The organism is Serratia sp. AKBS12 (assembly GCF_024793895.1).
Classification (GTDB): Bacteria; Pseudomonadota; Gammaproteobacteria; order Enterobacterales; family Enterobacteriaceae; genus Serratia_F.
In genome coordinates this window covers 50,087-76,299 of record NZ_JANUSB010000015.1, presented here as the reverse complement: position 1 = coordinate 76,299, position 26,213 = coordinate 50,087, and the positions used below count along the sequence as shown (strand labels likewise).

Below are 26,213 nucleotides of genomic sequence, written 5' to 3'. Positions count from 1 at the left end.
TTTGGGCGCCTGGCGCGCCCTCTGCCCTCACCTCAGCTTGAATACCGCTGCCGGCTCGCCGTTGATCCACAGTTGGCGCTGTTCGCCTGCCGGCAACGTCACCGCCAGTTGCTGCCATGCCGGCCGGAAACGCCCCTCGGTGCTGATGGCAAGATCGATACGGCTAGTAGTGCAGTGCATCTGCCAACGCAGCCACAGCGCGTTACCCTGCTGCCATGCATCGCTCACACCGTCGTCTTCAAACAGCAGACCCGAACATTCGCCACGCATCAGCGGGAACAGCTTCAGTTCACGCCGATCGTCGGCCGCCACGTCCACGTGCGCCAGACGCTGCGACAGCGGAATGGCGCTCCCGGCGCGCGCCAGCAACGGCAGGCGCTCCAGCGGCGCTTCCAGCACGATACTCTGCCCGCCGCCGTACCATTGGCCGCTGTAGTAGCAGTACCAGCCTTCGCCGTTGTCTGGCAGATACACCGTGCGTTGCCGCTGCCCCGGCTCTACCACGCTGGCCACCAGCAGATCCCGGCCGATCAGGAAGTCGTCGGTTTCGCGCCAGGTATGCGCATCGTGTTCATGATCGAGAAACGTCGGCCGCAGCATCGGTTCATCATCGACGCTGGCCTGCCATAGCAGGGTGTAAAAATAAGGCATCAGGCGGTAACGCAGGTTAATGGCGTCGCGGATCATCGGTGTCACCGCCGGGTACATCCACGGTTCGTTTACCGTGGCGTCATCATTCCACGAATGAATGGTAAAGCGCGGATGCATTACGCCGTTTTGTACCCAACGCACAAACAGCTCGGCGTCCGGCTTGTCGCCGGAGAAGCCGCCGACGTCATGACCGACGTTGTACAAACCCGACAGGCTCATGCCCAGCCCCATCCGGGTGTTATAACGCAGAGTCTGCCAGTTGGTGCGATTGTCGCCGCTCCAGGTCTGCACGTAGCGCTGCATACCGGCACAACCGGAGCGGGAAATCAGATACGGCCGCATCCCTGGCGCAAACTGCTGCTGGGCTTCCATTGACGCGCGCATCATCAGCAACGGCATCACCGGCCGGATATGCTTGATGGCAATCGGCCGGCCAAAGCCATGGCAGCGCGCCTCGCCATCCCATACTTCATACTCGTTGTTGTCGTTCCAGGTCGAGTCAATGCCCATTTCCAGCAGTTGCTGCGTCACGCCCTGCTGCCACCAGCGCACCGTCGCCGGGTTGGTGAAATCAAGGTGCGATCCTTCGTCGTCCCAAAAACTCGAACGCTCCGGCGCATCGCTTTGCGAGTCGCGAATGAACAGCCCCTGCTCCGCCACCGCCGCATACTGCGGATGGTCCTGCAACAGACACGGCTTGATATTGGCCGCCAGCTTCAGACCGGCGTGGTGAAACGCCTGGCTCAGCTGTTGCGGCTGCGGCACCTTGTCGTAGTTCCAGTTAAAAACATAACGTTTATTGCCAATCGAGGTATAGCCGGAGGAGAGCTGGAACGAATCGCATGCAATATCATGCTGTTGGCACAGCTGAATAAACTGTTGCAGTTGCACTTGCGCATCCGGCGCATCGGTGTAATGCATGGTCGAGCCGCTGTAACCCAGGCTCCATTTGGGCCCGAACAGCGTCTTGCCGGTCAGCCGCACAAATGCCTTGGTGACGTCCAACACCTGCGGCCCGAGGAACAGGTAATAATCCAGATCCCCCGCTTCGGCCTGATAGCGGCGGTAGGCCAGGTGATAGTTATCGATCTCATTGCCCAGATCCAGCCAGCAACTGCTCAGATTGTCGTAAAACAGGCCAAAGCTGACCTCTTGCCGCCGGGTAATGGTAAACGGAATGTGCTTATACAGCGGATCGGTACTGGCGGCGTTATAGCCCATGGCATCGAGATTGCGCATTTCGAAACGGCGGCCGCTGCGTTCCAGATCGCCGGCCTTTTCACCCAGTCCATAATAACGGTCGCCGGTCAAACGCCGCTGATAGTGCGCCACGCCGTCACCCTGTGGATTGAGCATATAGGCGCTGGTTGGGCGATCCGCCGCCAACGGCTGCCATTGCCCTGCGGCATCGCAATACTCCCATTCCAGCCACAGCGGTTGATGCACGGTCACGCGCAGCGAACCGGTCGACAGCGTCAGCCGATCGTCCTGCTGCTGCAATTGATAACCCGGCAGGCTAAAGCCTTCCACGCTCTGCCGATCGCGCCCCTGCCACGGCACGTCGTTTTCCGGCGCGATGCTCCAGGTACGGTCGAGCGCCAGTTCACCGTTACGTTTCACCAATACCCGGAACAGGCCATTCTCCAGTACGTACAGGCAAAACAGATGACGTTCATCCACCCGCAGTTCGATGCGGTCAGCGTATTGTCCTGCCAGTACCCAGTTTTTTAACGTTTTCATAAGCATCCGTATTACTGATTAAGAGTTTTTTTCTTACCGCGTTCGGCGATCAACGCCACCAGGAACACCGCGCCGATCAGATCAAAAAAGCCCATCGCCACAAACAGCGGGCTAAAGCCTACGGTGTCGGACACCGCACCAATCAACAGCGTGAACAGGAAGCTGGCGATCCAGGCGCTGGAACCGCGCATGCCGTTGACCGTCGCCATCTGGTTTTTGTCGAACGATTCCACTACCAGCGCGCTCAACATGCAGGAGATCACCTGATGGCCGAAACCGCCGATCGAAATCAGCAGGATCGCCAGATAGGGATCTTTGGTGATCGCCACAAACGCCAGCGACAACATCATGAAGGCTCCGGTAACCGAACTGGCCACTACCGAGTTAACGCGCGTGCAGCCAAACCATTTACGATACAGGGTGGTGAGATAACCGCTGGCCACGCTGCCGATGTCTGCCGCCAGGAACGGCAGCCAGGCGAACATCGCGATCTGCTTGAGATCCATGCCTCGTTCGGTCGCCAGATACAGCGGAACCCAGAAGCTGAATACCGCCCAGGCCGGTTCAGCCAGAAACGCTGGAATGGCAATGCCGTAAAACTTCTTGTTTTTGCACAGGATGGCGAGGGATTTAAAGAATGGCAGCTTGGGCAGCTCCGGCTCATTGTCTTCGCGGATCAGCGCCAGTTCCTGCTGGCTCAGGTTCGGGTGCCGCTGCGGCTCATGATAGAACAGCCACCACAGCACCACCCAGGCCATCGCCAGGATGCCGGAAAACAGGAATGCCCCCTGCCAGCCAAACGAAACGTGGGCAATAACGATGATTGGCGGTGCCAGCATGGCGCCAATGGAAAAGCCGACCCCAGCCCAACCGGCGGCAATCGGACGTTCCTTTTTTGGGAACCATTCGGAAATCGCCTTGGCATTGGCCGGGGTAGCGGCGGCTTCGGCGCTGCCCATGAAGAAGCGCAGGATTGCCAGTTGCAACCAACTGCCAGCGCCAGCGTGCAACATGCACACCACCGCCCAGACGCTGGCGCAAATCAGGAAGCCCATCTTCAGCCCAATCACGTCAATCAGCCAGCCGCAGATCGGCTGGAACACCGTATAGGCCAATTGGAACGACGCCACCACCCAGGAATACTGCTCGGTGGTCATGTTCAGACTGGTTTTCAGCTCTGGTGCCAAAATGCCAAGCGAATTACGGGTAATGTAGTTTACCGTAACGCCCAGCAGGAACAGCGCCAGCATCCACCAGCGCAATGCTTTGAATTTGCGTCGTGCGCTATGCGCGACGTTGTGGTTAATTTCAACACTCATCTCTCTGCTCCGTGGCGATTGCCGTGAAAACAAGCGCCTTATAGTGGGTACATTTGTTTTTCGGAGGGATTAACAGTCGCTGTGACGCCCGCCGCGCTGCTACAACAATCCTGGGAATAAAGCCTGTGTTATTGTTAACTTTTCCTGCCAATTGGACTGATAACTCAGTTAAATTGGTGTACCAAAACAGACTAGCGAGCGACTAGGCAGAGAGAAACGTGGTTTTTTGCAAAAATTCCCATACAGTGGAAAAAATACGCCGCCGGACTTAATTAACCTACTGACAGCAGCAATCCAACGCTGTGAAAACTTTTTCATAACGAGATTTGAACGAGATCACAAAATGAACGGAAAATTGAAAGTACAGGAAATTGCCCGTCAAACCGGACTTTCAATCAGTACGGTGTCACGGGTACTGGCAGGAAAAGCCAACACCAGCGCGGCAGCGCGCGAGCAGGTTCTGGCCTGCGCACAACGCAACGGCATACTGCAAGGCATTTCCAGTGGGCGGCTGATGCTCAACAACGTGATGGTGTTTGCACCACAGCGCGCGTTCGACGTGCGCACCGACATTTTTTATTACAAGGTCATTCAGGGAATTATCGCGGCGCTAACTGAGCATGAAGTGCGCATTCGCTACTGCGGGCTGGAAGAAAACCACAGTGACGGCGCACTGTTTCTGGAAAAAATGAGCGATGGCCATACCCAGGCGGCGCTGCTTATCGGCATCGACGATGAGCATATCCATTCGCTGGCCGCCGATCTGCACAAGCCCTGCGTATTGATCAACTGTACCGACCGTACCATGCGGCTCGACAGCGTTTCCCCCGATCATCAGCTGATCGGCGAATTCTCTGCCAATTATCTGTTCCAGCAGGGCCATGGCCAGATCCTCAATATGCAGTGCCTGCGTCGTCATACCATGGAGCTGCGTCTGGCCGGCATCCGCCAAGCCTATGCACGACATCATCTGCCGTTCGACGACCAACGTCATCTGATCGCTACCTCCGGCTTTGGCAGCGAAGAAGCGGAGCAGGCGCTCACTACCTTTATCTCGCGGCTCAGCGACCGCAGTCAGTTACCAACCGCCATTCTGGCCGGCGGCGATTATATGGCGGTTGGTGCCGTCAACGCCTTGCAAAAATTGCGTTTCAGCGTGCCGGGGGATGTATCCGTGATGAGCACCGACGGTTTTAACCTGGCCGAAATTCATGACGTGCCGTTAACCTCGGTGCACGTACCGCGCGACGAGTTGGGCAGCGAGGCGATTCAACTACTGCAACGGCGCATGCTGCGGCCGGACGCGCCGCCGTGCAATCTGTTGCTGCACGGCCGGTTGGCGGTGCGCGAGTCGGTCAAACGGCTGAGTTCACACAGGGTAACGCCGGCAGTAAGCACCCACAATCATCGACTTTATGACCAGTAAGCTACACTTGAAACGAGAGTCTCTATGCATGAGGGTAGTTTTGCCCAAGGAGAGCCACTATGCCGTTTACCCGATCTGCTCGCACGGTTATTCCGCCGTATATCCTGAAACGCATCGTAGAGCATGGCAGTCCCCCGCAGCGTGACTGCGCGCTGCATACCCTGCATCACGTACAGAGCCTGCTCGGCAATATGCCGCTGCGCGCCCCCAGCGCTAAGACCGCCACCGGTGGCGAAGTGATTCGTGACATTTATGATGCCCAGAACGGCAGCCAGCTACCCGGTAAAGCGGTGCGCAAAGAGGGGCAGCCATCCAACCACGACGTGGCAGTGGATGAGGCCTACGATTATCTGGGGGTAACCTATGATTTCTTCTGGCAGGCCTTCAAGCGCAACTCGCTGGATAACCAGGGCATGGTGCTGACGGGCAGCGTACATTACGGTAATGAATATCAGAATGCCTTCTGGAATGGCCAGCAGATGGTATTTGGTGACGGCGACGGCGAGATCTTTAACCGTTTCACCATCGCCATTGACGTGGTTGCCCATGAGTTGGCGCACGGCATCACCGAAAGCGAAGCCGGGTTAATCTATTTCCAACAGGCGGGAGCGTTAAATGAATCCCTGTCCGACGTGTTCGGCGCCATGGTCAAGCAGTTCCGGCTGCAACAGACCGCCGATCGGGCCGACTGGCTGATCGGCGAAGGGCTGCTGGCCAAGGGCATCAACGGCAAAGGCCTGCGATCGATGTCAGCGCCCGGCAGCGCCTATGACGATCCATTGCTCGGCAAGGATCCCCAGCCAGCCAGCATGCGCGACTACATTCAAACCAAAGAGGATAACGGCGGCGTTCACCTGAATTCCGGCATTCCCAACCGCGCGTTCTACCTGGCGGCGACCGCGCTGGGTGGCCATTCCTGGGAACAGGCTGGCGTTATCTGGTACGACACATTGTGTGATAAGACGCTGCCGCAAAATGCCGACTTTGCCACCTTTGCCGCCATCACCGTCAAACACGCCCGGCAACGCTTCAGTCAGCAGGTTGCGGATAAGATACGACAGGCCTGGCAACAGGTCGGGGTGGAATGATGCGACCGCTGCCGACCCTCGATCAGGACAGCGTCATTGAGCTGGCGCGCGAAGGCGGTTTCGCCTTCATTCCGAAGCTGGCGGGGCCGCGGCGCATCGCGCTGGCAGATATTCCGCCGGCGCAGCGCCAGCGTCTGGATCAACTGCTCAAGCAGACGCTGCCCTATGCGCAGGAAGCCGGCCAGCCAGACTCGCCCGGCTGTGGCGACCAACGCTATTTTCGTCTGCAAATCAATTACTACAGCCAGAATAGCAGCAGCGAAATCGTGCTGCTGATCCCGGAAGGCAGCGCACCACAGGCGCTGATCGATCTGTGGAAGACCGGTCAGGTGGATCGGTGAACGCGCTCCGGGCAGGCAACACGGCGGTGGCTTCAGACCTGCGGGATATAGCTGAACCGCACCCGCTGTTTGGATATCAACCCGTGGCCGTGCTGGCAGAAGTAATCCACCGCGCCACACGCCTGCAGGGTTTGTAGCGGCTGACCGCAATCCGGACAACTGGCCAGCCGCTGATAATCGCTGTTGCAGGCATCGCAATGAAAGTGACCATTCACCCAACTCATTGGCTGACTGCATTGTGGACAGTATGCTTCCATGGTGCTCTCCCGATTAAATCACGCCCCATGAGCGTAAAAAATAGATCCCAAGCGCGGTGGTGAAGAAGGAGCCGACGGTGGTAATGGCAATGATGTTCGCCGCCAGCGTGGCGTTGCCACCCATGGCGCGCGTCATGACATAACTGCCGGATGCGGTCGGGGTGGCGGAAAACAGAAAGATGATCCCCAGCGCCGCGCCCTGGAAACCGCACAACCAGCCGCCGAAGGTCATCAGCATCGGCACGACAAACAGTTTGGCCGATGACGCCAGCGCCGCAACGTTGGAAGAACGGAACATGGCGCGCAGATCGAGGCTGGCGCCGGTGCACAGCAATGCCAGCGGCAACGACAGCCCGGAGATGTAACTGCCAGTCTGGGTAATCACATGGGGAATGCCAAGGCCGGTTTGCGCATAGGCCAGGCCGCACAGCAGACCGATAATCAACGGGTTGGTGACGATGCCGCGCAGCAGGGCGAAATGACTGATTTTCTTGTCTGGCCCACCTTGCAAACTGCGCGTCAGGGTCACCACCGACAGCACGTTGAACAGGATCACCGTCACCGTAAGATACAGCGATCCAAGCGCAATCCCTTCGTCTCCGTAGGCGGTCATCGCATAGGCCAGTCCGACAATCGCGGTATTGGCGCGAAAACCGCCCTGCACGAACACGCCACGCTCGCGTGGCTCCTTCACCAGCCAGATGGCGGCAATCTCCAACAGCAGGAAGGTGGCAACGGTGCCGATCGCGCCGTACAACACCAACGACAGATTGGCCAGAATTTGCGGATGATTGGTTGCGATACTGAAGAACAGCAGGCACGGCAGCGCCAGGTTAAATACCAGCTTGCTGGCGCCGTCAATCAGGCGATCGTCCATCAGGCGCCACTGACGTAGCAAAACGCCCAGCAACATCATCAATAAATTGGGTACGGTGACGTTAAACGCAAAACTCCAGGTTTCCCAGGACATGGTGTTCCTTCAAACTGACGCAATAATACTCGGATAATAAAACGATTTTGTCGTAATTAAAAAGGGCGCGGTGTGTACCGCGCCCTGTTATCTGGCCAACTGCCGCTTATTTTTTGCCTTTCTTCAGATGGCTCAGCAAGCGTTTACGCTTGCGCATCTGGTTCGGCGTAAGGGTGTTACGCTTGCCGGCAAACGGATTCTCACCCTCTTTGAACTGAATGCGGATCGGCGTGCCCATCACGTTCAATGAACGACGGAAGTAGTTCATCAAATAGCGTTTGTAGGAGTCGGACAGGTCGGCCACCTGGTTGCCGTGGATCACCACGATTGGCGGGTTATAGCCACCCGCATGGGCGTACTTCAGCTTGACGCGACGGCCGCGTACCAACGGCGGCTGGTGATCTTCCGCCGCCATGTTCATGATCTTGGTCAGCATCGAGGTATTGACGCGACGGGTCGCGCACTCATAGGCTTCCTGTACCGATTCGAACAGGTTACCGACGCCGCTGCCGTGCAGTGCCGAAATGAAGTGCACGCGGGCAAAATCGACGAAGCCAAGGCGCAGATCGAGCATCTCTTTCACGTGGTCGCGGTCTTCCTCGCTCATGCCGTCCCATTTGTTGACCGCAATCACCAGTGAGCGCCCACTATTGAGGATAAAGCCAAGCAGCGAGAGATCCTGATCCGAAATGCCTTCGCGCGCGTCAACCACCAGCAGCACCACGTTGGCGTCTTCAATCGCCTGCAACGTTTTGATGACCGAGAATTTTTCTACGGTTTCCGTTACCTTGCCGCGCTTGCGCACCCCGGCGGTGTCAATCAGCACGTATTCGCGCTCATCGCGTACCATCGGGATGTAAATGCTGTCGCGGGTGGTACCCGGCATGTCATACACCACCACGCGTTCTTCACCAAGAATGCGGTTGGTCAGCGTCGATTTGCCAACGTTCGGGCGCCCGACGATAGCCAGTTTGATCGGCAGATCCTGCGGATTGAAATCGTCTTCAGGCTCTTCAGCCAGCTGTTCGTCCGTCAGTTCGCCTTCCTGTTCCGCCCAGTAAGCGGCATTTGCTTCTTCTTCGGTCAGTTCGACTTCCTGCTCTTTTTCAGGCAGGAATGGCACCAGCACGTGTTCGATCAACTGAGCTACGCCGCGGCCATGGGAAGCGGCGATCGGGTGCACGTCACCCAGACCCAGCGAGAAGAAATCTGCGGTTGCCAGATCCGGATCCATACCATCGGTTTTGTTGGCAACCAGGAATGTGGCCTTGCGACGGCTGCGCAGGTGCTGCGCAATGCCCTGATCCGCCGGCATCAGCCCGGCGCGTGCATCCACCATGAACAGCACGATGTCGGCTTCTTCGATCGCCAGCAGCGACTGCCCGGCCATACGGGTTTCGACGCCGTCTTCGGTACCGTCGATACCGCCGGTATCGATGATGATAAATTCATTACCCTCAACTTCAGCACGACCATACTTGCGGTCTCGCGTTAGCCCGGGGAAATCCGCCACCAGCGCATCGCGCGTATGTGTTAAACGGTTGAACAAGGTGGATTTACCCACATTCGGGCGCCCGACCAGCGCGACGACAGGTATCATTGTTGAAGCCTCATTACTTAATTATCAATGCGTTACCACACAGCGGATAGACACCGACAGCGCAGCTTATAAAAATACGAAACGGCCCCTGAACAGTCAGGAGCCGTTTTCCCCAACCCGAAAGCGTTCGGGTACAAGTAGGGTCGCGACGAGCGGCGTTAGCGGGTGAAGGCGTAAACCTTGCCGCCCTTCGCCTGGATCAGCAGTTTGTCGCCGGCCACAAGCGGTGCAGACAGGAAACCGGAGCTGTCCACTTCCTGCTGGGCGACGAAGCGGCCATCGGTGGTGTTCACCCAATGCAGATAACCTTCGGAATCGCCGACCACCAGATAGCCATTATACATCACCGGTGGCGTCAGGTTGCGGTGCAGCAGTTCGCTTTGCGTCCAGACGGTCACGCCGCCTTCGGTGCTCAATGCCACGACGCGGTCATTTTGATCAACCAGATAAATGCGACCCGCATCGACAATGAAATCATTCACCGAGCCCAGTTCACGCTTCCACATGATTTGGCCGGAACGCAGATCCAGCGCCGTCAGGTTGCCATTGTAACCCAACGCGTAGATAACACCGTCAACAATCACTGGGGTGGTGTCGACGTCGTTCAGACGATCGATTTCCGTCGCGCCGCTCGGCTGGGAAATACGCTGTTGCCAAATCAGCTGGCCTTGCTGCATCAGCACCGCGCTGACGCGGCCGTTGTCACCGCCGACAATGGCAGCGCCAAATGCGGTCGCAGGCGCAGACTCACCGCGCAGCGACAGCGCCGGCATATCCAGGTTCACGGTCCATTTTACCGCGCCGTCAGCCTCGTTCAATGCCTGCAACTGGCCGTTACTGGTATGCACCAGCACCATACCGTCGCTGACCACCGGGCGGGAAATTGCTTCGCCAGCCACTTTGGTCTGCCAGGCAACGGTACCGTCGGCGGTATTCAGCGCGTAAACCTGCGCTTTTTCACTACCAACGTACACTTTGTCGCCGGTCACGGTCAGACCGCCGGACAGCAGCGCCGAACGGTTACGTGACAGGAAGCCGGTCTTTTCGGACAGATCGACCTTCCACTTTTCGTTGCCGCTGTCGGCGTCCATCGCTTTCACGATGCCGTGACGATCGGCGGCATACACCGTGTTGTCCTGATAGGCCGGACGCAGGTGGGAGTAATAGTCACCAACGCCGTCGCCGACGGAGGTGCTCCACGCGCTGTTCGGCGTGAACTGGTTTTCAACTTTTGGCAGCGGTGACATGGTGACCACGTCTTCTTCGCTGCTAAACAGCGAACAGCCACTCAGCAAGGCGACAGAAACCAGCCCGACCAAGAGTGTTTTACGCAATTGCATGGGAAATCCCCTTAGCTGGACAAGTTATTCAGCTTCATACGCAGCAGCAGCTGTAGCGTCTGAGAAGCGTTGGATTCAATACCTTTGCTGTAGGCTTCGCGTGCGCCTTTGGCATCGCCTTTCGCCAGCAGAACGTCACCGCGCAGATCCGCCTGTAACGCCGCCCAGCCATCGCCTTTCACGCCGTCCAGGGTTTTCAGCGCTTCATCCAGCTTTTTTTCCTGCAGCTGAACGCGTGCCAGACGCAGGTTGATCACCGACAGCAGATTGTCATCTTTTGCCTGCCCCTGCGCCAATATCAGCTGTTGCTCCGCTTTCGCTACGTCGTTTTGCCCAACATAATGCTTCGCCAGCTCCAGCGCGGCCATCACGCCGTAATTATTGCCATTGGCCTGGATAAACTTCTCCGCAGCGGCGACGTCAGCGGCCTTGCCGGCGGCAAGCGCTTCGCTTGTCTGCTGGTAGCTTTGCGACGCAGCCATCATGTTGGAGTTTTGGTTGCTTTGCCAGACACGCCAGCCAACCAGGGCACCAATACCGAGCACCACGCCCACCGCCAGCGCTTTGCCGTTTTCAGCAAAGAAGCGACGTACGGCGTCGACCTGTTCGTTTTCAGTGGTATAGACTTCCACGGTGTCCTTCTCCTTAACCTAACATCAAAGCCAGACGCGCCGCGAGTTCGCTTTGCGCCAGCGTTTCTTGTTCACCACTGCGCAGGTCCTTCACCACCACCTGCTGCGCTGCGACTTCGTTTTCGCCCAGGATCAAGGCGACGCGCGCGCCCCACTTGTCCGCCCGGGTGATCTGCTTTTTAAAGTTGCCGCCGCCGTAGTTAGTCATCAATTTCAGCTGTGGCGCGGCGTCGCGCACCTCTTCAGCCAGGCGCATCGCCGCGCTCTGCGTGCCGGCACCAGAAGAAATCACGTAAATATCAATGGTCGCCGGAGCCTTGAAGTCCGGGTTAACCGCCTGCACCAGCAGTACCAGACGCTCCAGGCCCATCGCAAAGCCCACCGCTGGCGTAGCGCGGCCGCCCAGCTGTTCCACCAGGCCGTCGTAACGACCGCCGGCACAGACGGTACCCTGCGCACCCAGGCTGGAAGTGACCCACTCAAACACCGTGCGATTGTAATAATCCAGGCCGCGCACCAGTCGCTCATTGATGGTATATGGGATACCCGCCAGCGTTAAAAGTTCACACAGGCCGTCAAAGTGGGCTTTGGAATCGGTATCCAGGTATTCGGACAGGCGCGGTGCGTCGTTCAACAACGCCTGCACCTGCGGATTCTTCGAATCCAGCACCCGTAGCGGATTGCTGTACATGCGGCGCTTGCAATCGTCGTCCAGCAGCTCGACGTGCTGTTCGAGAAACGCCACCAGCGCATCACGGTAGTTGGCACGCGCCTCCAGCGAACCGATGGAGTTCAGTTCAAGCTTGACGTGCTCGGCGATACCCAGCGCTTTCCACCAGCGGGCGGTAAGCAGGATCAGCTCGGCGTCGACGTCCGGGCCCTGCAGGCCGAACACCTCGGCCCCCAACTGATGGAACTGGCGATAGCGGCCCTTTTGCGGGCGCTCGTAACGGAACATCGGGCCGATGTACCACAGACGCTGTTCCTGATTGTACAGCAGACCGTGTTCGATGCCGGCGCGCACGCAGCCCGCGGTGCCTTCCGGGCGCAGCGTCAGGCTTTCGCCGTTGCGGTCATCGAAGGTATACATCTCTTTTTCCACGACGTCGGTAACTTCACCGATCGCGCGTTTGAATAACGGGGTCTGCTCTACAATCGGCAACCGGATTTCGCTGTAACCGTAGCTGCCCAGCACCTGTTTCAGGGTGCCTTCAATACGCTGCCATAATGCCGTATCTTCCGGCAGGTAGTCGTTCATGCCGCGAATGGCTTGAATGTTCTTTGCCACGTGAGTTCTCTATCCGTTTTATATAAAAATGAACCCGATTATAGGGACTTTACCCTACGCTGTTCAACGTGGAAGCGCCCCCGGGTTCATGAGTGAGCGGGCCAAGCAGGCCCGCCCTACCTATAATGCTTATTTTTCCAGCAGATTGACGCTGATGCGATTGCCTTGATCCATCATCGCCGCCTTGGCGCGAATCTTCGCCTCCAGCTGGTCGATCATCTGTTCGTTATCAAAGCGCTCTTTCTGGCGCACGCCGTCTTCATAGAAGCCGCTTTTCTTATGGCCGCCGGTAACGCCCATGGTCGAAACCAGCGCTTCACCCGGGCCATTCACCACGCAGCCGATAATGGACACGTCCATCGGGGTGATGATGTCTTCGAGCCGCTGTTCCAATGCGTTCACCGTACCGATCACGTCAAATTCCTGACGTGAGCAGGTCGGGCAGGCAATAAAGTTGATACCGCGAGCGCGAATGCGCAGCGACTTCAGAATATCGAAGCCGACCTTCACTTCTTCGACCGGATCCGCCGCCAACGAAATGCGCAACGTATCGCCGATGCCTTCCGACAGCAGCAGACCGAGGCCGATCGCCGACTTGACCGATCCGCTACGCGCGCCGCCGGCTTCGGTAATGCCGAGGTGCAGCGGCTGGTCGATACGCGATGCCAGCAAACGGTAGGATTGTACCGCCAGAAACACGTCGGAGGCCTTGACGCTCACCTTGAACTGGTCAAAGTTCAGCCGGTCGAGGATATCCACGTGGCGCATTGCCGATTCGAGCAATGCTTCCGGCGTCGGCTCACCGTATTTCTCTTGCAGGTCTTTTTCCAGCGAACCGCCGTTGACGCCAATGCGGATCGGGATATTTTTATCACGCGCGCAATCCACTACCGATCGGATTCGCGATTCGTTGCCGATATTGCCAGGGTTGATGCGCAGACAGTCAACGCCGTATTCGGCGACCTGCAAGGCGATGCGGTAATCAAAATGGATATCGGCAACCAGCGGTACATTGACCTGCTGCTTAATCAGCTTGAACGCCTCGGCGGCATCCATGGTAGGGACGGAAACTCGCACGATATCAACGCCGACGCGTTCCAGCGCCCTGATCTGATTAACCGTGGCTTCTACGTCGGTGGTACGGGTGTTGGTCATCGATTGCACGGCAATCGGTGCGCCATCGCCAATTGGCACCTTGCCGACGTAAATGCGTGTAGATTTGCGACGGGTTATGGGTGCTTGGTTATGCATCACTTACTCTCCATTGCTGCTCATGCGCAAAGACGTCAGCCGCGCAATTACTGCGCGGCAACGGTCAGACGAGCAACACGGTTTGACTTAACAAACCGGCTTAGATCGACCGGTTTACCTTGATATTGAATCTGTACTGCGGCCGGCGCGCCAATGGTCAGTTTGTAAGGCGCTGTGCCGGTCAGGTTCAGCTTGCCACCGCTTTTTTGCGTGCCGCTGAACAGCGTTTTGCCACTGGCGTCGGTCACTTGCAGCCAGCAATCGGCAGAAAAGTCCATGACCAGCGCGTTAGGATCGGCTGCTGGTGCCGCCACGCCGGCATCTGCGGTTGGCAACGGTGCGTTAGCCGCCGGTGCGTTGGCTGCCGGCGCCGCATCAGGAATACTCGCCTGGCTTGGGGAAACCACCGCCGGTTGCTGCGCGCTATCGGTACCGGTTGCCGCTGGCGCCGTTGGCGTTGCTGGCACCGCCGGAGCGGGATCGATCGCCAGCGGAACGGAATTGCCGTCCGCCGGCACGCTGCCGCTATCGGCATTATTGTCGCTCAACGGTACCGATTGGCCTTCATTGTTTTGAGACAGCTGGGCAGAGGACTGATCGGCCATGGTGGCGATTTCGTCCTGCTGCGCCTTGTGGTTTTGCCACCACCAGGCACCGGTCAGGCCGATCACCACAAACAGAATCAGCCAGGTAAAGCTCATCAACCAGCCATCGCGCTTTTTACGACGCTTGCCCAGCGAGAAACTTTGCATCGGCGCCACTTTGGCCGCCTTGATTGGCGCCTGCTTGGCCAGTATCGGCAGCAGCTCATCCTCTGGCAAATGCACCAGCTTGGCGTAGGAGCGAATATAACCACGGGCGAAGGTCGAAGCCAGATCGGCCGCAAGGTTGTCTTCTTCGATATCGCGCACGGTAGACATTTTGAGACACAGGCGTTCTGCCACCGCCTGCTGGCTCAGCCCGAGTTGTTCGCGGGCTTGACGCAGGCGCTCGCCTGTCGTCATGGATACGGTTTTATCTTGGGAGGCTTCAGTATTCATTAGCTAAGAACTGCTGGTGCTGTTTGGATTGTGGAAAACTTCGCGCTAGCTGCCTGCCATAGCGTTGGACGCTATCCTGACGGCCGGCTAACGCGGCGAAACGAATCTGTAACCATAAACTGTCGGCACTGGCCGGCAGAACGTGCTGATAAACATCTAACAAAAGCTGCGACTGCGCACGTTTCCCTGCTCCAAATTGCTTTTCTGCCTCAACCAACAGCGGCGTGCCCTTATCCGGATCGGCCTTCAGCGCACGCGTTAACAACCTGCGTGCTTCATCGTTCTGACCCGCTTTCAGGAAACAGTAACCGGCGTTTTCCAGACTGTCGGCAACCTGGCCGTAGTCAGGTGCCAACGCTGCTGCGCTAAACCGCTGTTGTGCTGGTACATACTGCCCTAAACTGCAAAGAAACGCACCGTAATTATTCAACACGCTACCGTTGCCGGGCGCCAGCTGCAGCGCCCGCTGATAGCGCTGCTCGGCGGCGCCGTTGTCGCCCACACGTTGTTCATACAACGCCATGGCCAACTGCGTGCGGTAATCCTGCGGTGCTGCATTGGCCGCTTTTTGCAGATTCTGCTGCGCGGCGTCCAAATCGCCCTGCTGCAGATAGGCGAGCCCCAGTTGCAAACGCGTCTGCCCCGCTGCCGTTGCCGCACCCTTTTCCGGCGCCGACCCGGCACAGCCAGCCAACAGCCCTGCTGCCAGCAATAATCCCCACGCGGTTAGCTTCATGCTCAACGGTATGTCCTTATCCGGCGTTAGCCGACGGTCTGAGGAAATGACGCTCACATAACAGGCTGTTAGTTAACGGAAATCACCCTATGGGGTTCAGACCGCCCGTACGTTGATAGGTTCCCCGGCCATTTTCTTTTTCAGGGTACGCTTGGTACGGTCGATCACTTCTCCCGCCAACTGCCCGCAGGCGGCATCGATATCATCGCCACGGGTTTTACGAACAATAGTCGTAAAGCCGTATTCCATCAACACTTTGGAAAAACGATCGACGCGGCTGTTGGAGCTGCGGCCGTATGGCGCCCCCGGGAACGGGTTCCATGGGATCAGGTTGATCTTGCACGGCGTGTCCTTCAGCACTTCCGCCAGCTGGTGCGCGTCATCGGTGCTGTCGTTGATATGATCAAGCATGACATATTCTACCGTCACCCGCCCCTGATTGGCGTTGGACTTTTCCAGATAGCGGCGCACCGAGGACAGGAAGGTTTCGATGTTATACTTGCGGTTGATCGGCACTATCTCGTCACGGATGGTGTCGTTCGGCGCGTGCAGCGAAATAGCCAGCGCGACGTCGATCATGTCGCCCAGCTTGTCCAGCGCCGGCACCACGCCGGAGGTAGACAGCGTGACGCGACGCTTCGACAGACCGAAACCGAAGTCGTCCAGCATGATTTCCATCGCCGGCACTACGTTGTTCAGATTGAGCAGAGGCTCGCCCATGCCCATCATCACCACGTTGGTGATCGGGCGCTGGCCGGTCACCTTCTGTGCGCCAATGATTTTTGCCGCACGCCAGACCTGACCGATGATTTCAGACACCCGCAGGTTGCGGTTGAAGCCCTGCTGCGCCGTCGAACAGAATTTGCATTCCAGCGCGCAGCCTACCTGCGAGGATACGCACAGGGTAGCGCGGTCGGCTTCCGGGATATACACGGTTTCGACCTGCTGATCGCCCACCTTGATCGCCCATTTGATGGTGCCATCGGCTGAACGCTGCTCTTCGGCTACTTCCGGCGCGCGAATTTCGGCAATGCTCTGCAACTTGTTGCGCAGGACCTTGTTGATATCGGTCATCTGCTCAAAATCGTCGCAGCAATAGTGGTACATCCACTTCATCACCTGATCGGCGCGGAACGGTTTCTCACCCAGTTCGGCAAAAAACTCGCGTAATTGCTGACGGTTCAAATCCAGCAGGTTAATTTTGGCCGTAGCCGGGTGATCCGTTTTAACGGATTGAGTAGTCAGCGAATTATTTTCAGACACGATGTGCTCGGACGTGATGGGTTCTAACATAATGATCTCTGGCCTCGTTATTACACGTTATGGCGCTAAAGAATGGAAAGTAAGTTGTGCTTTCGGCCCGCTAAAATTCCGGCTGAAGGCACGGTGCCTACAGGGTTTCGCGCGGCGGCCAACGAAGCGGCGGCGAGAAGCACAGGGTAAAAGCGCGCCCCTGACAAGTCGTCTCATCAGGGGCGCGGCATTGTACAAATTTTAGTAGCGGGTTTCCATGGCTGGAAGGCAATCAGGGCATTTTTATTGTTTCAGCCGGTGAATGCGTGCCTGCGCCATGCAAACCTGAACGCATAATACCCAATATTTTCACGCGCTGGCCAAGCTGCGGCTGCGTGAAAGACCACCGGGATTAGCGAGCGCAGATTTCGCTTTCGTTGAAGAAATAAGCGATTTCACGCGCAGCAGATTCTGCAGAATCAGAACCGTGCACCGCGTTGGCGGTGAAGCTGTCAGCGTAGTCGGCACGCAGAGTACCGGCCAGTGCGTTGTCTGGGTTGGTTGCACCCATGATGTCACGGTTGCGCTGGATGGCGTTTTCCGCTTCCAGAACCTGAACCATGATTGGACCAGAAGTCATAAACTCCACCAGTCCGTCAAAGAATGGGCGGCCTTTGTGCTCAGCGTAGAAGCCTTCAGCTTGCTCGCGAGTCAGTTTCAGCATTTTTGCGGCGATGATCTTGAAGCCCGCACGCTCGAAACGCGCGTAGATAGCGCCGATGTCGTTGTTTGCTACGGAGTTTGGTTTAACGATGGAAAAGGTACGTTCTACGGTCATGATGGCCTCTGTCTAACTTCCAATATAAGCCGGACTAAAATATAGCGTGCCGGCTTTCTCAAGTGGCGCAGATTATATGTGCGCTGTTAACGCTTGCCTACGGGAAAATCAACATTTTATTAAAAAAATATGACCTATTGCGCAAGAAACCCTCGCATTCTCGCCGCACGGCAGCTCTGACACCGTCGACGGCGATAAGGCACGACTATGGTGTCTTATCGGTAGAAGGGATGATATTACGCAGCCAGCTCCCCCAGCGCCGCTGATAGAACGGCTGAGTGTGAGTCATCAGATAATGGCTGACGCCGCGCTCCTGCTCCGACACCAGGCAAAAATCCACCGGTTCATCTTCCGACAGGGTTTCGCTGGCGACGCTGCCAGCCTCCTGGATCAATGCCTCAATCGCCGCAGGTTCGCCATCAACCTCCAGCCCCACCAGCAGATTGGGTTTTTCATCGACGGCGCGGTCGTGCATCAACGCCAGAAACGCCCGTCGCACCGGTTTACGTTGGCTGAACAACGTGGTTAACGCATCCACCATCGCCGCCGGATAGTCGTCCGGTTGTCCAAGCAGGATCTGGCCGTCTTTATCGACATAGTGTTCCACCGGTTTGACCACGCCACCGGTTGCCAACAGCGTCGCCACTTCTTCCGGGTAGAACTCTTTGCCGTACTCCGCCTTCGGATTCAGGAACAGCTCGGCCCCCTGGGTAATTTCGAACAGCACGCGCGCCGGCATGGCGATAAACGGCTGCTGGCCTTCTACCGCCTTTTGCAGCGTGGCAAGCGAAGAGAAGAACGGCACAATACTGCTGCCATCCTGCTTTTCCCAATGCTGGATATTCACCGGCGTGTCGGCATTCAAGGCAATCTCGCCTTCCTGCTGCACCTGCTCGCTGTCACCAAGTATATAGACCGTCGAATCCAGCAGTTCGCGGAAAAAGGACGGCCGGTGCGCCGGTTCGCTTACCGCCAGTTTCAGCAGGCGCTCGAGTTCGTTTTCGCCGGCAATGGCATCGTGATGATGGGAACTCATTGTCTACTCCAATGATAAAGGGCTCAGCATGCTGAACCCTTGACGTATTGATTCTGAACCAACGTTATTTGGCTTTACTCAACAACAGGTTGGCGACGGTGCGCACGCCCAGCCCGGTAGCACCGGCCGACCACTGATCCACCGCACCTTTACGATAGGTGGCAGAACAGTCAATGTGCAGCCAGCCCTGTTGATACTGTTTGACGAAGTGCGACAGGAAGGCCGCGGCAGTGCTGGCACCGGCGCTATACGCCGCGCCGGCCACGTTGTTCAGTTCGGCGAAGTTCGACGGCAACTGGCTGCGGTGGAATTCGGCCAGCGGCAGACGCCAGAACGGCTCGTGTTCGGCCTCGGCGCTGGTCAGCAGTTCTTGCGCCAACGCGTCGTCAAAGCTGAACAGCGCATGGTAGTCATTGCCCAGCGCGGTCTTCGCCGCACCGGTCAGCGTCGCGCAATCGACGATCAGCGTCGGATTCTGTTGCGAAGCATCGATCAGGCCGTCAGCCAGCACCAGACGCCCTTCGGCATCGGTATTCATCACTTCAACGGTTTTGCCATTGCGATAATGAATGATATCGCCCAGTTTGAAGGCATTACCGCTCACCATATTGTCGGCACAGCACAGATACAGTTTCACCCGCTTATCAAGCCCGCGCGCCACCGCCAGCGCCAGCGCGCCGGCCACCGTGGCGGCGCCGCCCATATCGGATTTCATCGAATCCATAAACGCGCTTTGCTTCAGGCTGTAACCGCCAGTATCAAAGGTGATGCCCTTGCCTACCAGACAGGCGAATACCGGTGCATCCGGATTGCCGGTCGGGTTGTAGTCCAGCGCCAACAGCACCGGCGGACGTTCGGAACCGCGGCCGACGGTGTGAATACCGCTATAGTTCTGCTCACGCAGATCTTCGCCTTTGGTGATGCGATAGCTGACGGCATCGCAGCCGACGTCGCACAGCAGATCGACGGCACGAGTCGCCAATTGCTCCGGCCCCAGATTTTCTGCCGGCATGTTGATAGTGTCGCGTACCCAGTCGATGATTTTCAGCCGCAGATCCAGTTCGTTGCGATCGGCCGGCGTCAGTTCCGCCCACTCTACGCTGCGCTGACCTTTCGGAGCGCGGAATCCTTGCCAGAACGCCCAGCTTTGCTCCAGCCCCCAGCCCTCGCCGGCCAGTTTGACGCGCTTCACGCCCTGGCCATCAATTTTACGCGCTGCGCGCTGGATGGCGTTCAGTTCAGCTGCGCCGCTCAGATGGATGGTCATGCCTTCGCCATTGGTACTCAGCAGCGCCTTTTCTCCCCAGCGTGCGTCAGCGGGGGCATGGGACAGGATAATGTGCATAGTTTCAGTCGTCATCGCCTACTCCGTATATGCTTTATATCCGTCATACTTCAAATGAGGGGGTGTTGGCGGCGCTCAGTCACCCGAATCACTTACCGATGTAAGTAATTCGGGATTCCTTCCCTTGCCGCCTTCCTGTCACTCGAATTATTTACGGTATATGCATTCTTATCGGTCGGATACAAAATAAACGGGCCGCCCATGGCAGCCCGTTACGCTATTAGTCGCTAGTCTGCTTCATCTAACCAGACCAGCAGAATCGCTTCCAGTATTTTTTCGTTGGAAGCCTGCGGATCGTCGTCGAACTCTTCGAGATCGCAAATCCACTGGTGCAGGTCGGTAAAGCGCACGGTTTTCGGATCGGTGTCCGGATATGCATCATACAGGGCTTCGCCGATTTCCCGGCTATCGGTCCACTTCAGAGCCATTATTTCCTTCCTCTTACTCAACGCTATCCTCTGGATTTCAAGCGGTGGCCAATGACGCCAATGCCTGAAAGACAACGGGTATCAATGTTCGCGTGCATGGTTGACGGTATAACGCGGCATTTCGACCACCAGATCCTCATCGGCAACCAGCGCCTGACAGCTTAGACGGCTTTCCGGCTCCAGCCCCCAGGCTTTGTCCAGCATGTCGTCTTCCAGCTCGCTGCTTTCTTCCAGCGAATCGAACCCTTCACGCACGATGCAGTGGCAGGTGGTGCAGGCACAGGATTTCTCGCAGGCGTGCTCGATATCGATGCCGTTGCGCAGCGCGACGTCAAGGATCGACTCCCCTGCACGGGCTTCCAACACTGCCCCCTCCGGGCATAAATCTTGATGGGGCAGGAAAACAATTTTAGGCATGGTTAAACCTCATCCACAGAATGGCCAGCCAGCGCCCGGCGAATGGAAGCATCCATGCGGCGCGCGGCAAAATCTTGCGTAGTTGCATCTAATGTCTTGATTGCCGCTTCGATAGCAGCGGGATCGGTGCCCTGCACCGCCTGTTGCAAAGCCGCCACGGCGCTGTCGATTGCCTGGCGTTCTTCCGCGCCAAGCAGCGCCGCATCGGTCGCCAACGCGCCTTGCAGGCTTTCCAGCACCCTTGACGCTTCAACCCGTTGTTCAGCCAGCATGCGCGCGCTGACATCACTGTGCGCATGGGTCATCGAGTCCTTGATCATGCCGGCAATTTCGGCGTCTGACAGCCCGTAGGACGGCTTGACCTGAATCGATGCCTCGACGCCGGTGGATTTTTCCATCGCGGTGACGCTCAGCAGCCCGTCGGCATCCACCTGGAAAGTGACGCGGATATGCGCACCACCGGCCGGTAATGGCGGCAGGCCACGCAGCGTAAAGCGAGCCAGCGAGCGACAGTCCTGCACCAGTTCGCGTTCGCCTTGCAGCACATGGATCATCATTGCGCTCTGGCCGTCTTTAAAGGTGGTGAACTCCTGCGCTCGCGCCACCGGAATGGTGGTGTTGCGCGGGATCACCTTCTCTACCAGACCGCCCATGGTTTCCAGCCCCAGCGACAGTGGGATCACGTCCAGCAGCAGCATTTCGCTGTCCGGCTTGTTGCCGACCAGAATATCTGCCTGAATCGCCGCGCCGATCGCCACCACTTTATCCGGGTCGATCGAAGTCAGCGGCGTACGGCCGAAGAAGGTGCCTACCTGTTCGCGTACCAGCGGCACGCGGGTCGAGCCACCCACCATCACCACTTCCAGTACCTGATCGGCCGTTACGCCAGCGTCTTTCAATGCCCGACGGCAGGCCATCAGCGTGCGCTTCACCAACGTGGCGATCAGCGCTTCGAACTGCTGACGACTCACCTCACCGCGCCACCCGGCTACCTCGACGGACACCGAATCGGCCTCGCTGAGGGCAATCTTGGCGTTGATGGCGGCATCCAGCAATTGACGCTGCACACCGTGGTCACTGCGATCGGCAACGCCGGCCTGCTCGCGCAGCCAGTCGGCCAGCAGGTGGTCGAAATCATCGCCGCCGAGCGCGGAGTCACCGCCGGTGGCCAACACTTCGAACACCCCGCGACTCAGGCGTAGAATGGAAATATCAAAAGTACCGCCGCCCAGATCGTAAACCGCGATCACCCCTTCCTGCCCGGAGTCCAGGCCGTAGGCAATCGCTGCCGCCGTCGGTTCGTTCAACAGACGCAGCACGTGCAGCCCGGCCAGACGCGCGGCGTCTTTGGTACCCTGGCGCTGTGCGTCGTCGAAATAGGCGGGAACGGTGATCACCACGCCGTCCAGCTCGCCGTCAAGCGCCTGCTGCGCGCGCGCGCCAAGCGCCTTGAGGATATCGGCAGAGACGCCAACCGGGTTGAGCAAACCGCCTGCGGTGATCATCATCGGCAGGCCATTGTCGCTGGCCTGGAACTGGTACGGCAGGTTCGGGTAACGCTGCTGCACGTCGGCCAGAGAGCGGCCCATCATGCGTTTGACCGAACTGATGGTGTTGGCCGGATCCTGCGCCGCCTGGGCGCGCGCCGCCCAGCCTACGCTGTGGCCAGCGGCAGCGTAATGCACCACGGAAGGCAACAGATGGCGGTTGTCGGCATCGGGCAGCGTTTCCGCCTGCCCGCTGCGCACCGTGGCAACCAGCGAGTTGGTGGTGCCCAGATCGATGCCGGCAGCCAGGCGCCGCTGGTGTGGCGCGGCGCTGAGGCCGGGCTCACTGATTTGTAATAAGGCCATATTGAGCTTCCAAAATGAAAAGAATTACTCAAAACCCAGCAGTTTTTCTTCGAGTTGTTCAACCTGTTGCTGGAGTTTGTCCAAGAAACGCAGTTTGCGTACCGTATCGGCGGCGTCGGTCCACCGTTGAGCATCCAACTGCTGTACCATCTGCGCGCTGCGCTGCTGGTTAGCGACGTTCAGTCGTCCGGCAAACGCCGCCAGTGCGTTTTCGTCCGCCTTGCGTTCTATCGCATCGAGCTCTTCACGCAGCTCCAGCTGTTCCATCAGGAAAGCGGTGTCGCGCAGGGTATTCTGCTCGTTGCCCAAGTCAAAACCGTGCAAAGATAGCATATACTCCGCGCGTTTTAACGGGTGCTTCAGCGTTTGGTAGGCTTCATTGATGGTCGCCGCCTGCTGCAACGCCATCAGGCGTTCACGCTCTGGCTGGCTGGCAAAACGGTCAGGATGGAATTGGCGTTGCAGATCCTGATAGCGGGATGCAAGCAGGCTGCCGTCCACGGGATAGCGAACTGGCAGCCCGAATAAAGTAAAGTAATCCATAGCGTGCTCTGGGCGTTATCGTGATGGTTTAGGTTCCCCCGCAACGCAAGCGGGGGAGCATCTCATCAAACCGCAAGTGAGTAGCGGAGGAACACGATGGACTGTCAGACGTTGAAACTTTCGCCGCAGCCGCACTCGTTTGAGACATTCGGGTTGTTGAACTTGAAGCCTTCGTTCAAGCCTTCCTTAACGAAGTCAAGCTCGGTGCCGTCAAGGTAGACCAGGCTTTTGCCGTCAATGATCACCTTAACGCCTTTGTCTTCGAAAATGACGTCGTCGTCATTGGTTTCGTCAACAAATTCCAGCACGTACGCCATCCCGGAACAACCAGAGGTACGCACCCCAAGGCGCAGGCCGAGACCTTTACCGCGGTGATCCAAAAATGCCTGGACGCGTTGCGCAGCGCTGTCGCTCATAGTAATCGACATAACAACCTCACACTCAATTACCCGCCTTTCTTCAGGCCGCCGCCGGTTTGGCCACGGCCCGAGGTTCAACGGATAGATAACTCAAAGATAATCACTTGGCGCCGTGCTTGCTCTTATAGTCGGCAATCGCTGCTTTGATGGCGTCTTCAGCCAGGATCGAGCAGTGGATTTTGACCGGTGGCAACTCCAGCTCTTCGGCAATCTGGGTATTTTTGATCGACTCGGCCTGCTCCAGGGACTTGCCCTTCATCCATTCGGTGACCAGCGAGCTGGACGCGATGGCGGATCCACAACCGTAGGTTTTGAAGCGCGCGTCTTCAATAATGCCGGCGTCGTTAACCTTGATTTGCAGTTTCATTACGTCACCACAGGCCGGTGCACCCACCATGCCGCTGCCAACGCTAGGATCTTCGTTGTCAAAGGATCCCACGTTACGCGGGTTTTCGTAGTGATCGATTACTTTTTCGCTGTAAGCCATGACTTTGCTCCTGAATCCAATGAATTAATGGTGTGACCATTCGATGCTGTTGATGTCCACGCCCTGCTTGAACATTTCCCACAGTGGGGAAAGATCGCGCAAACGGCCGATAGACTTGCGAACGAGCTCAATGGTGTAGTCGATCTCTTCTTCGGTGGTAAAACGCCCCAGAGAGAAGCGGATCGAGCTGTGCGCCAATTCATCGCTCATGCCCAACGCACGCAGCACATAGGAGGGTTCCAGGCTGGCAGAGGTACAGGCGGAGCCGGAGGAAACGGCCAGGTCTTTCAATGCCATGATCAGCGATTCGCCTTCAACATAGTTGAAGCTGACGTTCAGGATGTTAGGTGCACCCTGCTCCAGCGAACCATTCAGATAGACTTCTTCCATATCCTTCACGCCGTTCCACAGACGGTCGCGCAATACGCGCAGACGCGCCATTTCGCTGTCCATTTCTTCTTTGGCGATGCGGTAGGCTTCGCCCATGCCGACGATCTGGTGCACTGGCAGCGTACCGGAACGCATGCCGCGCTCGTGACCGCCACCATGGATTTGCGCTTCGATACGGATACGTGGCTTACGGCGCACATACAGCGCACCAATGCCTTTCGGCCCGTAGATTTTGTGACCGGAGAAGGACATCAGATCAACTTTCAGCTGGCTCAGATCGATAGGCAGTTTGCCCACGCTCTGGGTGGCATCAACGTGGTAGATGATACCGCGTGCACGGCACATTTCGCCGATAGTGGCGATATCCTGTACCACGCCGATTTCGTTGTTCACGTGCATGATGGACACCAGAATGGTGTCGTCGCGCATGGCGGCTTCAAGCTCTTTCAGATCGATGATGCCGTTGCTCTGAGGTGCCAGGTAGGTGACTTCAAACCCTTCGCGCTCCAGCTGGCGACAGGTGTCCAGCACGGCTTTATGTTCGGTTTTGCTGGTGATGACGTGCTTGCCTTTCTTTTGATAGAAGTTGGCCGCGCCTTTAATCGCCAGGTTGTCGGATTCGGTCGCCCCTGAAGTGAACACGATTTCGCGCGGGTCGGCGCCAACCAGTTCAGCAATTTGGTTACGGGCGATATCTACAGCTTCTTCCGCCTGCCACCCGAAACGGTGGGAACGGGAAGCCGGGTTACCGAAAGTGCCGTCCAGGGTCAAAAACTGCATCATTTTCTCGGCAACGCGCGGATCGACCGGCGTAGTTGCTGAGTAATCCAGATAAATCGGTAATTTCATTGCTCTTGTGCTCCGTACATCACTTCCAAAAACAAAAATACGTATCGCCAGCTGCTTATGCGCGCAGATTAACGTTAATGGTTTCTTGCAGACGACCGTTGGCCGTGCGGCGTGTATCGTTATTCTGACGGTCTGCTACATCCAGCACTTCCTGGTTGTTCACCAGTTCGGCCAGCGTAATATTGTTCAAGAACCCGCTGATGCGCTCGCTCAGATCGCGCCACAGGGTATGTGTCAGACAGCGATCGCCGCCCTGACAGCCTTCCTTGCCCTGACAACGGGTTGCATCTACCGATTCATCGACGGCAGTAATCACCGCGCCAACGGCGATTTCAGCCGCGTCTTTACCCAGCAGATAACCGCCGCCCGGACCACGCACGCTGGCCACCAGGCCATTCTTGCGCAGACGCGAGAACAATTGTTCCAGATAAGAGAGCGAAATACCCTGACGTTCTGAAATATCCGCCAGAGGAACGGGCCCTTCCTGAGAATGCAATGCCACGTCGAGCATAGCGGTTACGGCATAACGGCCTTTGGATGTCAGTCTCATAGCTAAATGGTTACCTGTTGGTGAAACATGGCCGAAAGTCTGACATTCCCGAGTAAATCAGTCAACTATTTAACCGAGTAATTCACTCAAGTATTAGCATTATTTGTACCGATTTATAACAAATGCATCTTGGATGCATGTTATAT

26 protein-coding genes are annotated in these 26,213 nt (G+C 57.4%); 3 read left to right on the top strand and 23 right to left on the bottom strand.

What is annotated here, in order from left to right; all coding sequences use genetic code 11:
- Positions 1–27: 27 nt before the first annotated feature.
- Positions 28–2,391, bottom strand: coding sequence for a glycoside hydrolase family 31 protein (locus NYE85_RS10270; RefSeq protein ID WP_259004626.1), 2,364 nt, complete (start codon positions 2,389–2,391; stop codon positions 28–30).
- 11 nt (positions 2,392–2,402) lie between these two features.
- Positions 2,403–3,710 carry an MFS transporter gene (locus NYE85_RS10265; protein ID WP_259004625.1) on the bottom strand — a complete coding sequence of 436 codons (1,308 nt, stop codon included), beginning with the start codon at positions 3,708–3,710 and terminating at the stop codon, positions 2,403–2,405.
- A 343-nt stretch (positions 3,711–4,053) separates the two neighbouring features.
- Here NYE85_RS10265 and NYE85_RS10260 point away from each other — a divergent pair, with 343 nt between their 5' ends.
- Genes NYE85_RS10260 through NYE85_RS10250 form a run of 3 tightly spaced genes read left to right on the top strand, consistent with a single transcriptional unit; the run spans position 4,054 to position 6,565 of the window.
- Positions 4,054–5,136: a LacI family DNA-binding transcriptional regulator gene (locus NYE85_RS10260; RefSeq protein ID WP_259004624.1), complete on the top strand. Its 1,083-nt coding sequence runs from the start codon at positions 4,054–4,056 to the stop codon at positions 5,134–5,136.
- Between the two features lie 59 nt (positions 5,137–5,195).
- Positions 5,196–6,224, top strand: a complete 1,029-nt coding sequence (locus NYE85_RS10255; protein WP_259004623.1) for a M4 family metallopeptidase — start codon at positions 5,196–5,198, stop codon at positions 6,222–6,224.
- Positions 6,224–6,565 carry a protealysin inhibitor emfourin gene (locus NYE85_RS10250; protein WP_259006298.1) on the top strand — a complete coding sequence of 114 codons (342 nt, stop codon included), beginning with the start codon at positions 6,224–6,226 and terminating at the stop codon, positions 6,563–6,565. The genes NYE85_RS10255 and NYE85_RS10250 overlap by 1 nt, the downstream gene beginning before the upstream one ends.
- Before the next feature lie 32 nt (positions 6,566–6,597).
- Here the strand turns inward: NYE85_RS10250 and NYE85_RS10245 are convergent, their stop codons facing one another.
- The 21 genes from NYE85_RS10245 to iscR all read right to left on the bottom strand — a co-directional run bounded on the left by NYE85_RS10245 (position 6,598) and on the right by iscR (position 26,067).
- On the bottom strand, positions 6,598–6,822 hold the full coding sequence (locus NYE85_RS10245) for a zinc ribbon domain-containing protein (RefSeq protein ID WP_259004622.1): 225 nt from the start codon (positions 6,820–6,822) through the stop codon (positions 6,598–6,600).
- Between the two features lie 13 nt (positions 6,823–6,835).
- Positions 6,836–7,792, bottom strand: a complete 957-nt coding sequence (locus NYE85_RS10240; RefSeq protein ID WP_259004621.1) for an AEC family transporter — start codon at positions 7,790–7,792, stop codon at positions 6,836–6,838.
- 106 nt (positions 7,793–7,898) lie between these two features.
- Positions 7,899–9,392, bottom strand: a complete 1,494-nt coding sequence (gene der, locus NYE85_RS10235; RefSeq protein ID WP_259004620.1) for a ribosome biogenesis GTPase Der — start codon at positions 9,390–9,392, stop codon at positions 7,899–7,901.
- 158 nt (positions 9,393–9,550) lie between these two features.
- Positions 9,551–10,732: an outer membrane protein assembly factor BamB gene (bamB, locus tag NYE85_RS10230; protein ID WP_259004619.1), complete on the bottom strand. Its 1,182-nt coding sequence runs from the start codon at positions 10,730–10,732 to the stop codon at positions 9,551–9,553.
- 11 nt (positions 10,733–10,743) lie between these two features.
- Positions 10,744–11,364, bottom strand: a complete 621-nt coding sequence (locus tag NYE85_RS10225; RefSeq protein ID WP_259004618.1) for a YfgM family protein — start codon at positions 11,362–11,364, stop codon at positions 10,744–10,746.
- 13 nt (positions 11,365–11,377) lie between these two features.
- Positions 11,378–12,652, bottom strand: coding sequence for a histidine--tRNA ligase (gene hisS / locus NYE85_RS10220; RefSeq protein WP_259004617.1), 1,275 nt, complete (start codon positions 12,650–12,652; stop codon positions 11,378–11,380).
- A gap of 129 nt (positions 12,653–12,781) precedes the next feature.
- The gene (gene ispG / locus NYE85_RS10215; RefSeq protein ID WP_004959672.1) at positions 12,782–13,903 is read right to left on the bottom strand and encodes a flavodoxin-dependent (E)-4-hydroxy-3-methylbut-2-enyl-diphosphate synthase; all 1,122 of its coding nucleotides are present in this window, start codon (positions 13,901–13,903) and stop codon (positions 12,782–12,784) included.
- 47 nt (positions 13,904–13,950) lie between these two features.
- Complete coding sequence (gene rodZ, locus NYE85_RS10210; protein ID WP_259004616.1) at positions 13,951–14,943, bottom strand: cytoskeleton protein RodZ; 993 nt, start codon at positions 14,941–14,943, stop codon at positions 13,951–13,953.
- Positions 14,933–15,679, bottom strand: coding sequence for a type IV pilus biogenesis/stability protein PilW (gene pilW / locus NYE85_RS10205; RefSeq protein ID WP_259004615.1), 747 nt, complete (start codon positions 15,677–15,679; stop codon positions 14,933–14,935). The genes rodZ and pilW overlap by 11 nt, the downstream gene beginning before the upstream one ends.
- Positions 15,680–15,775: 96 nt before the next feature.
- Positions 15,776–16,972: a bifunctional tRNA (adenosine(37)-C2)-methyltransferase TrmG/ribosomal RNA large subunit methyltransferase RlmN gene (locus NYE85_RS10200; RefSeq protein WP_259004614.1), complete on the bottom strand. Its 1,197-nt coding sequence runs from the start codon at positions 16,970–16,972 to the stop codon at positions 15,776–15,778.
- Positions 16,973–17,324: 352 nt separating this feature from the next.
- On the bottom strand, positions 17,325–17,750 hold the full coding sequence (gene ndk / locus NYE85_RS10195) for a nucleoside-diphosphate kinase (protein ID WP_004959658.1): 426 nt from the start codon (positions 17,748–17,750) through the stop codon (positions 17,325–17,327).
- A gap of 205 nt (positions 17,751–17,955) precedes the next feature.
- Positions 17,956–18,786 (bottom strand): enhanced serine sensitivity protein SseB, encoded by an 831-nt coding sequence (sseB, locus tag NYE85_RS10190; protein WP_259004612.1) that lies wholly within the window; start codon positions 18,784–18,786, stop codon positions 17,956–17,958.
- A 64-nt stretch (positions 18,787–18,850) separates the two neighbouring features.
- Positions 18,851–20,146, bottom strand: coding sequence for an aminopeptidase PepB (gene pepB / locus NYE85_RS10185; protein ID WP_259004611.1), 1,296 nt, complete (start codon positions 20,144–20,146; stop codon positions 18,851–18,853).
- 212 nt (positions 20,147–20,358) lie between these two features.
- Positions 20,359–20,559: a Fe-S cluster assembly protein IscX gene (gene iscX / locus NYE85_RS10180; protein WP_004959645.1), complete on the bottom strand. Its 201-nt coding sequence runs from the start codon at positions 20,557–20,559 to the stop codon at positions 20,359–20,361.
- 81 nt (positions 20,560–20,640) lie between these two features.
- Entirely contained in the window at positions 20,641–20,976 is a 336-nt protein-coding gene (gene fdx, locus NYE85_RS10175) for an ISC system 2Fe-2S type ferredoxin (protein WP_259004610.1), read from the bottom strand.
- Between the two features lie 2 nt (positions 20,977–20,978).
- Positions 20,979–22,829, bottom strand: a complete 1,851-nt coding sequence (hscA, locus tag NYE85_RS10170) for a Fe-S protein assembly chaperone HscA (RefSeq protein ID WP_259004608.1) — start codon at positions 22,827–22,829, stop codon at positions 20,979–20,981.
- 24 nt (positions 22,830–22,853) lie between these two features.
- Positions 22,854–23,372, bottom strand: a complete 519-nt coding sequence (hscB, locus tag NYE85_RS10165; RefSeq protein ID WP_259004606.1) for a co-chaperone HscB — start codon at positions 23,370–23,372, stop codon at positions 22,854–22,856.
- A gap of 104 nt (positions 23,373–23,476) precedes the next feature.
- Positions 23,477–23,800: an iron-sulfur cluster assembly protein IscA gene (iscA, locus tag NYE85_RS10160; protein ID WP_004959636.1), complete on the bottom strand. Its 324-nt coding sequence runs from the start codon at positions 23,798–23,800 to the stop codon at positions 23,477–23,479.
- 91 nt (positions 23,801–23,891) lie between these two features.
- Positions 23,892–24,278, bottom strand: coding sequence for a Fe-S cluster assembly scaffold IscU (iscU, locus tag NYE85_RS10155; RefSeq protein ID WP_004959632.1), 387 nt, complete (start codon positions 24,276–24,278; stop codon positions 23,892–23,894).
- A 24-nt stretch (positions 24,279–24,302) separates the two neighbouring features.
- On the bottom strand, positions 24,303–25,517 hold the full coding sequence (gene iscS, locus NYE85_RS10150; RefSeq protein ID WP_259004605.1) for a cysteine desulfurase: 1,215 nt from the start codon (positions 25,515–25,517) through the stop codon (positions 24,303–24,305).
- Positions 25,518–25,572: 55 nt separating this feature from the next.
- Positions 25,573–26,067 (bottom strand): Fe-S cluster assembly transcriptional regulator IscR, encoded by a 495-nt coding sequence (iscR, locus tag NYE85_RS10145; protein WP_039991839.1) that lies wholly within the window; start codon positions 26,065–26,067, stop codon positions 25,573–25,575.
- Between the last annotated feature and the right edge of the window lie 146 nt (positions 26,068–26,213).

Excerpts from the sequence above, each read along its gene's own strand:
- NYE85_RS10240 (WP_259004621.1), bottom strand. The coding sequence starts at position 7,792 with ATGTCCTGGGAAACCTGGAGTTTTGCGTTTAACGTCACCGTACCCAAT.
- NYE85_RS10250 (WP_259006298.1), top strand. The coding sequence starts at position 6,224 with ATGCGACCGCTGCCGACCCTCGATCAGGACAGCGTCATTGAGCTGGCG.
- fdx (WP_259004610.1), bottom strand. The coding sequence starts at position 20,976 with ATGCCTAAAATTGTTTTCCTGCCCCATCAAGATTTATGCCCGGAGGGG.
- iscS (WP_259004605.1), bottom strand. The coding sequence starts at position 25,517 with ATGAAATTACCGATTTATCTGGATTACTCAGCAACTACGCCGGTCGAT.
- NYE85_RS10260 (WP_259004624.1), top strand. The coding sequence starts at position 4,054 with ATGAACGGAAAATTGAAAGTACAGGAAATTGCCCGTCAAACCGGACTT.
- iscA (WP_004959636.1), bottom strand. The coding sequence starts at position 23,800 with ATGTCGATTACTATGAGCGACAGCGCTGCGCAACGCGTCCAGGCATTT.
- NYE85_RS10265 (WP_259004625.1), bottom strand. The coding sequence starts at position 3,710 with ATGAGTGTTGAAATTAACCACAACGTCGCGCATAGCGCACGACGCAAA.
- iscX (WP_004959645.1), bottom strand. The coding sequence starts at position 20,559 with ATGGCTCTGAAGTGGACCGATAGCCGGGAAATCGGCGAAGCCCTGTAT.
- NYE85_RS10270 (WP_259004626.1), bottom strand. The coding sequence starts at position 2,391 with ATGAAAACGTTAAAAAACTGGGTACTGGCAGGACAATACGCTGACCGC.
- ispG (WP_004959672.1), bottom strand. The coding sequence starts at position 13,903 with ATGCATAACCAAGCACCCATAACCCGTCGCAAATCTACACGCATTTAC.
- sseB (WP_259004612.1), bottom strand. The coding sequence starts at position 18,786 with ATGAGTTCCCATCATCACGATGCCATTGCCGGCGAAAACGAACTCGAG.
- hscB (WP_259004606.1), bottom strand. The coding sequence starts at position 23,372 with ATGGATTACTTTACTTTATTCGGGCTGCCAGTTCGCTATCCCGTGGAC.
- iscU (WP_004959632.1), bottom strand. The coding sequence starts at position 24,278 with ATGGCTTACAGCGAAAAAGTAATCGATCACTACGAAAACCCGCGTAAC.
- der (WP_259004620.1), bottom strand. The coding sequence starts at position 9,392 with ATGATACCTGTCGTCGCGCTGGTCGGGCGCCCGAATGTGGGTAAATCC.
- iscR (WP_039991839.1), bottom strand. The coding sequence starts at position 26,067 with ATGAGACTGACATCCAAAGGCCGTTATGCCGTAACCGCTATGCTCGAC.
- rodZ (WP_259004616.1), bottom strand. The coding sequence starts at position 14,943 with ATGAATACTGAAGCCTCCCAAGATAAAACCGTATCCATGACGACAGGC.
- NYE85_RS10200 (WP_259004614.1), bottom strand. The coding sequence starts at position 16,972 with ATGTTAGAACCCATCACGTCCGAGCACATCGTGTCTGAAAATAATTCG.
- NYE85_RS10245 (WP_259004622.1), bottom strand. The coding sequence starts at position 6,822 with ATGGAAGCATACTGTCCACAATGCAGTCAGCCAATGAGTTGGGTGAAT.
- hscA (WP_259004608.1), bottom strand. The coding sequence starts at position 22,829 with ATGGCCTTATTACAAATCAGTGAGCCCGGCCTCAGCGCCGCGCCACAC.
- pilW (WP_259004615.1), bottom strand. The coding sequence starts at position 15,679 with ATGAAGCTAACCGCGTGGGGATTATTGCTGGCAGCAGGGCTGTTGGCT.
- bamB (WP_259004619.1), bottom strand. The coding sequence starts at position 10,732 with ATGCAATTGCGTAAAACACTCTTGGTCGGGCTGGTTTCTGTCGCCTTG.
- NYE85_RS10255 (WP_259004623.1), top strand. The coding sequence starts at position 5,196 with ATGCCGTTTACCCGATCTGCTCGCACGGTTATTCCGCCGTATATCCTG.
- ndk (WP_004959658.1), bottom strand. The coding sequence starts at position 17,750 with ATGACCGTAGAACGTACCTTTTCCATCGTTAAACCAAACTCCGTAGCA.
- pepB (WP_259004611.1), bottom strand. The coding sequence starts at position 20,146 with ATGACGACTGAAACTATGCACATTATCCTGTCCCATGCCCCCGCTGAC.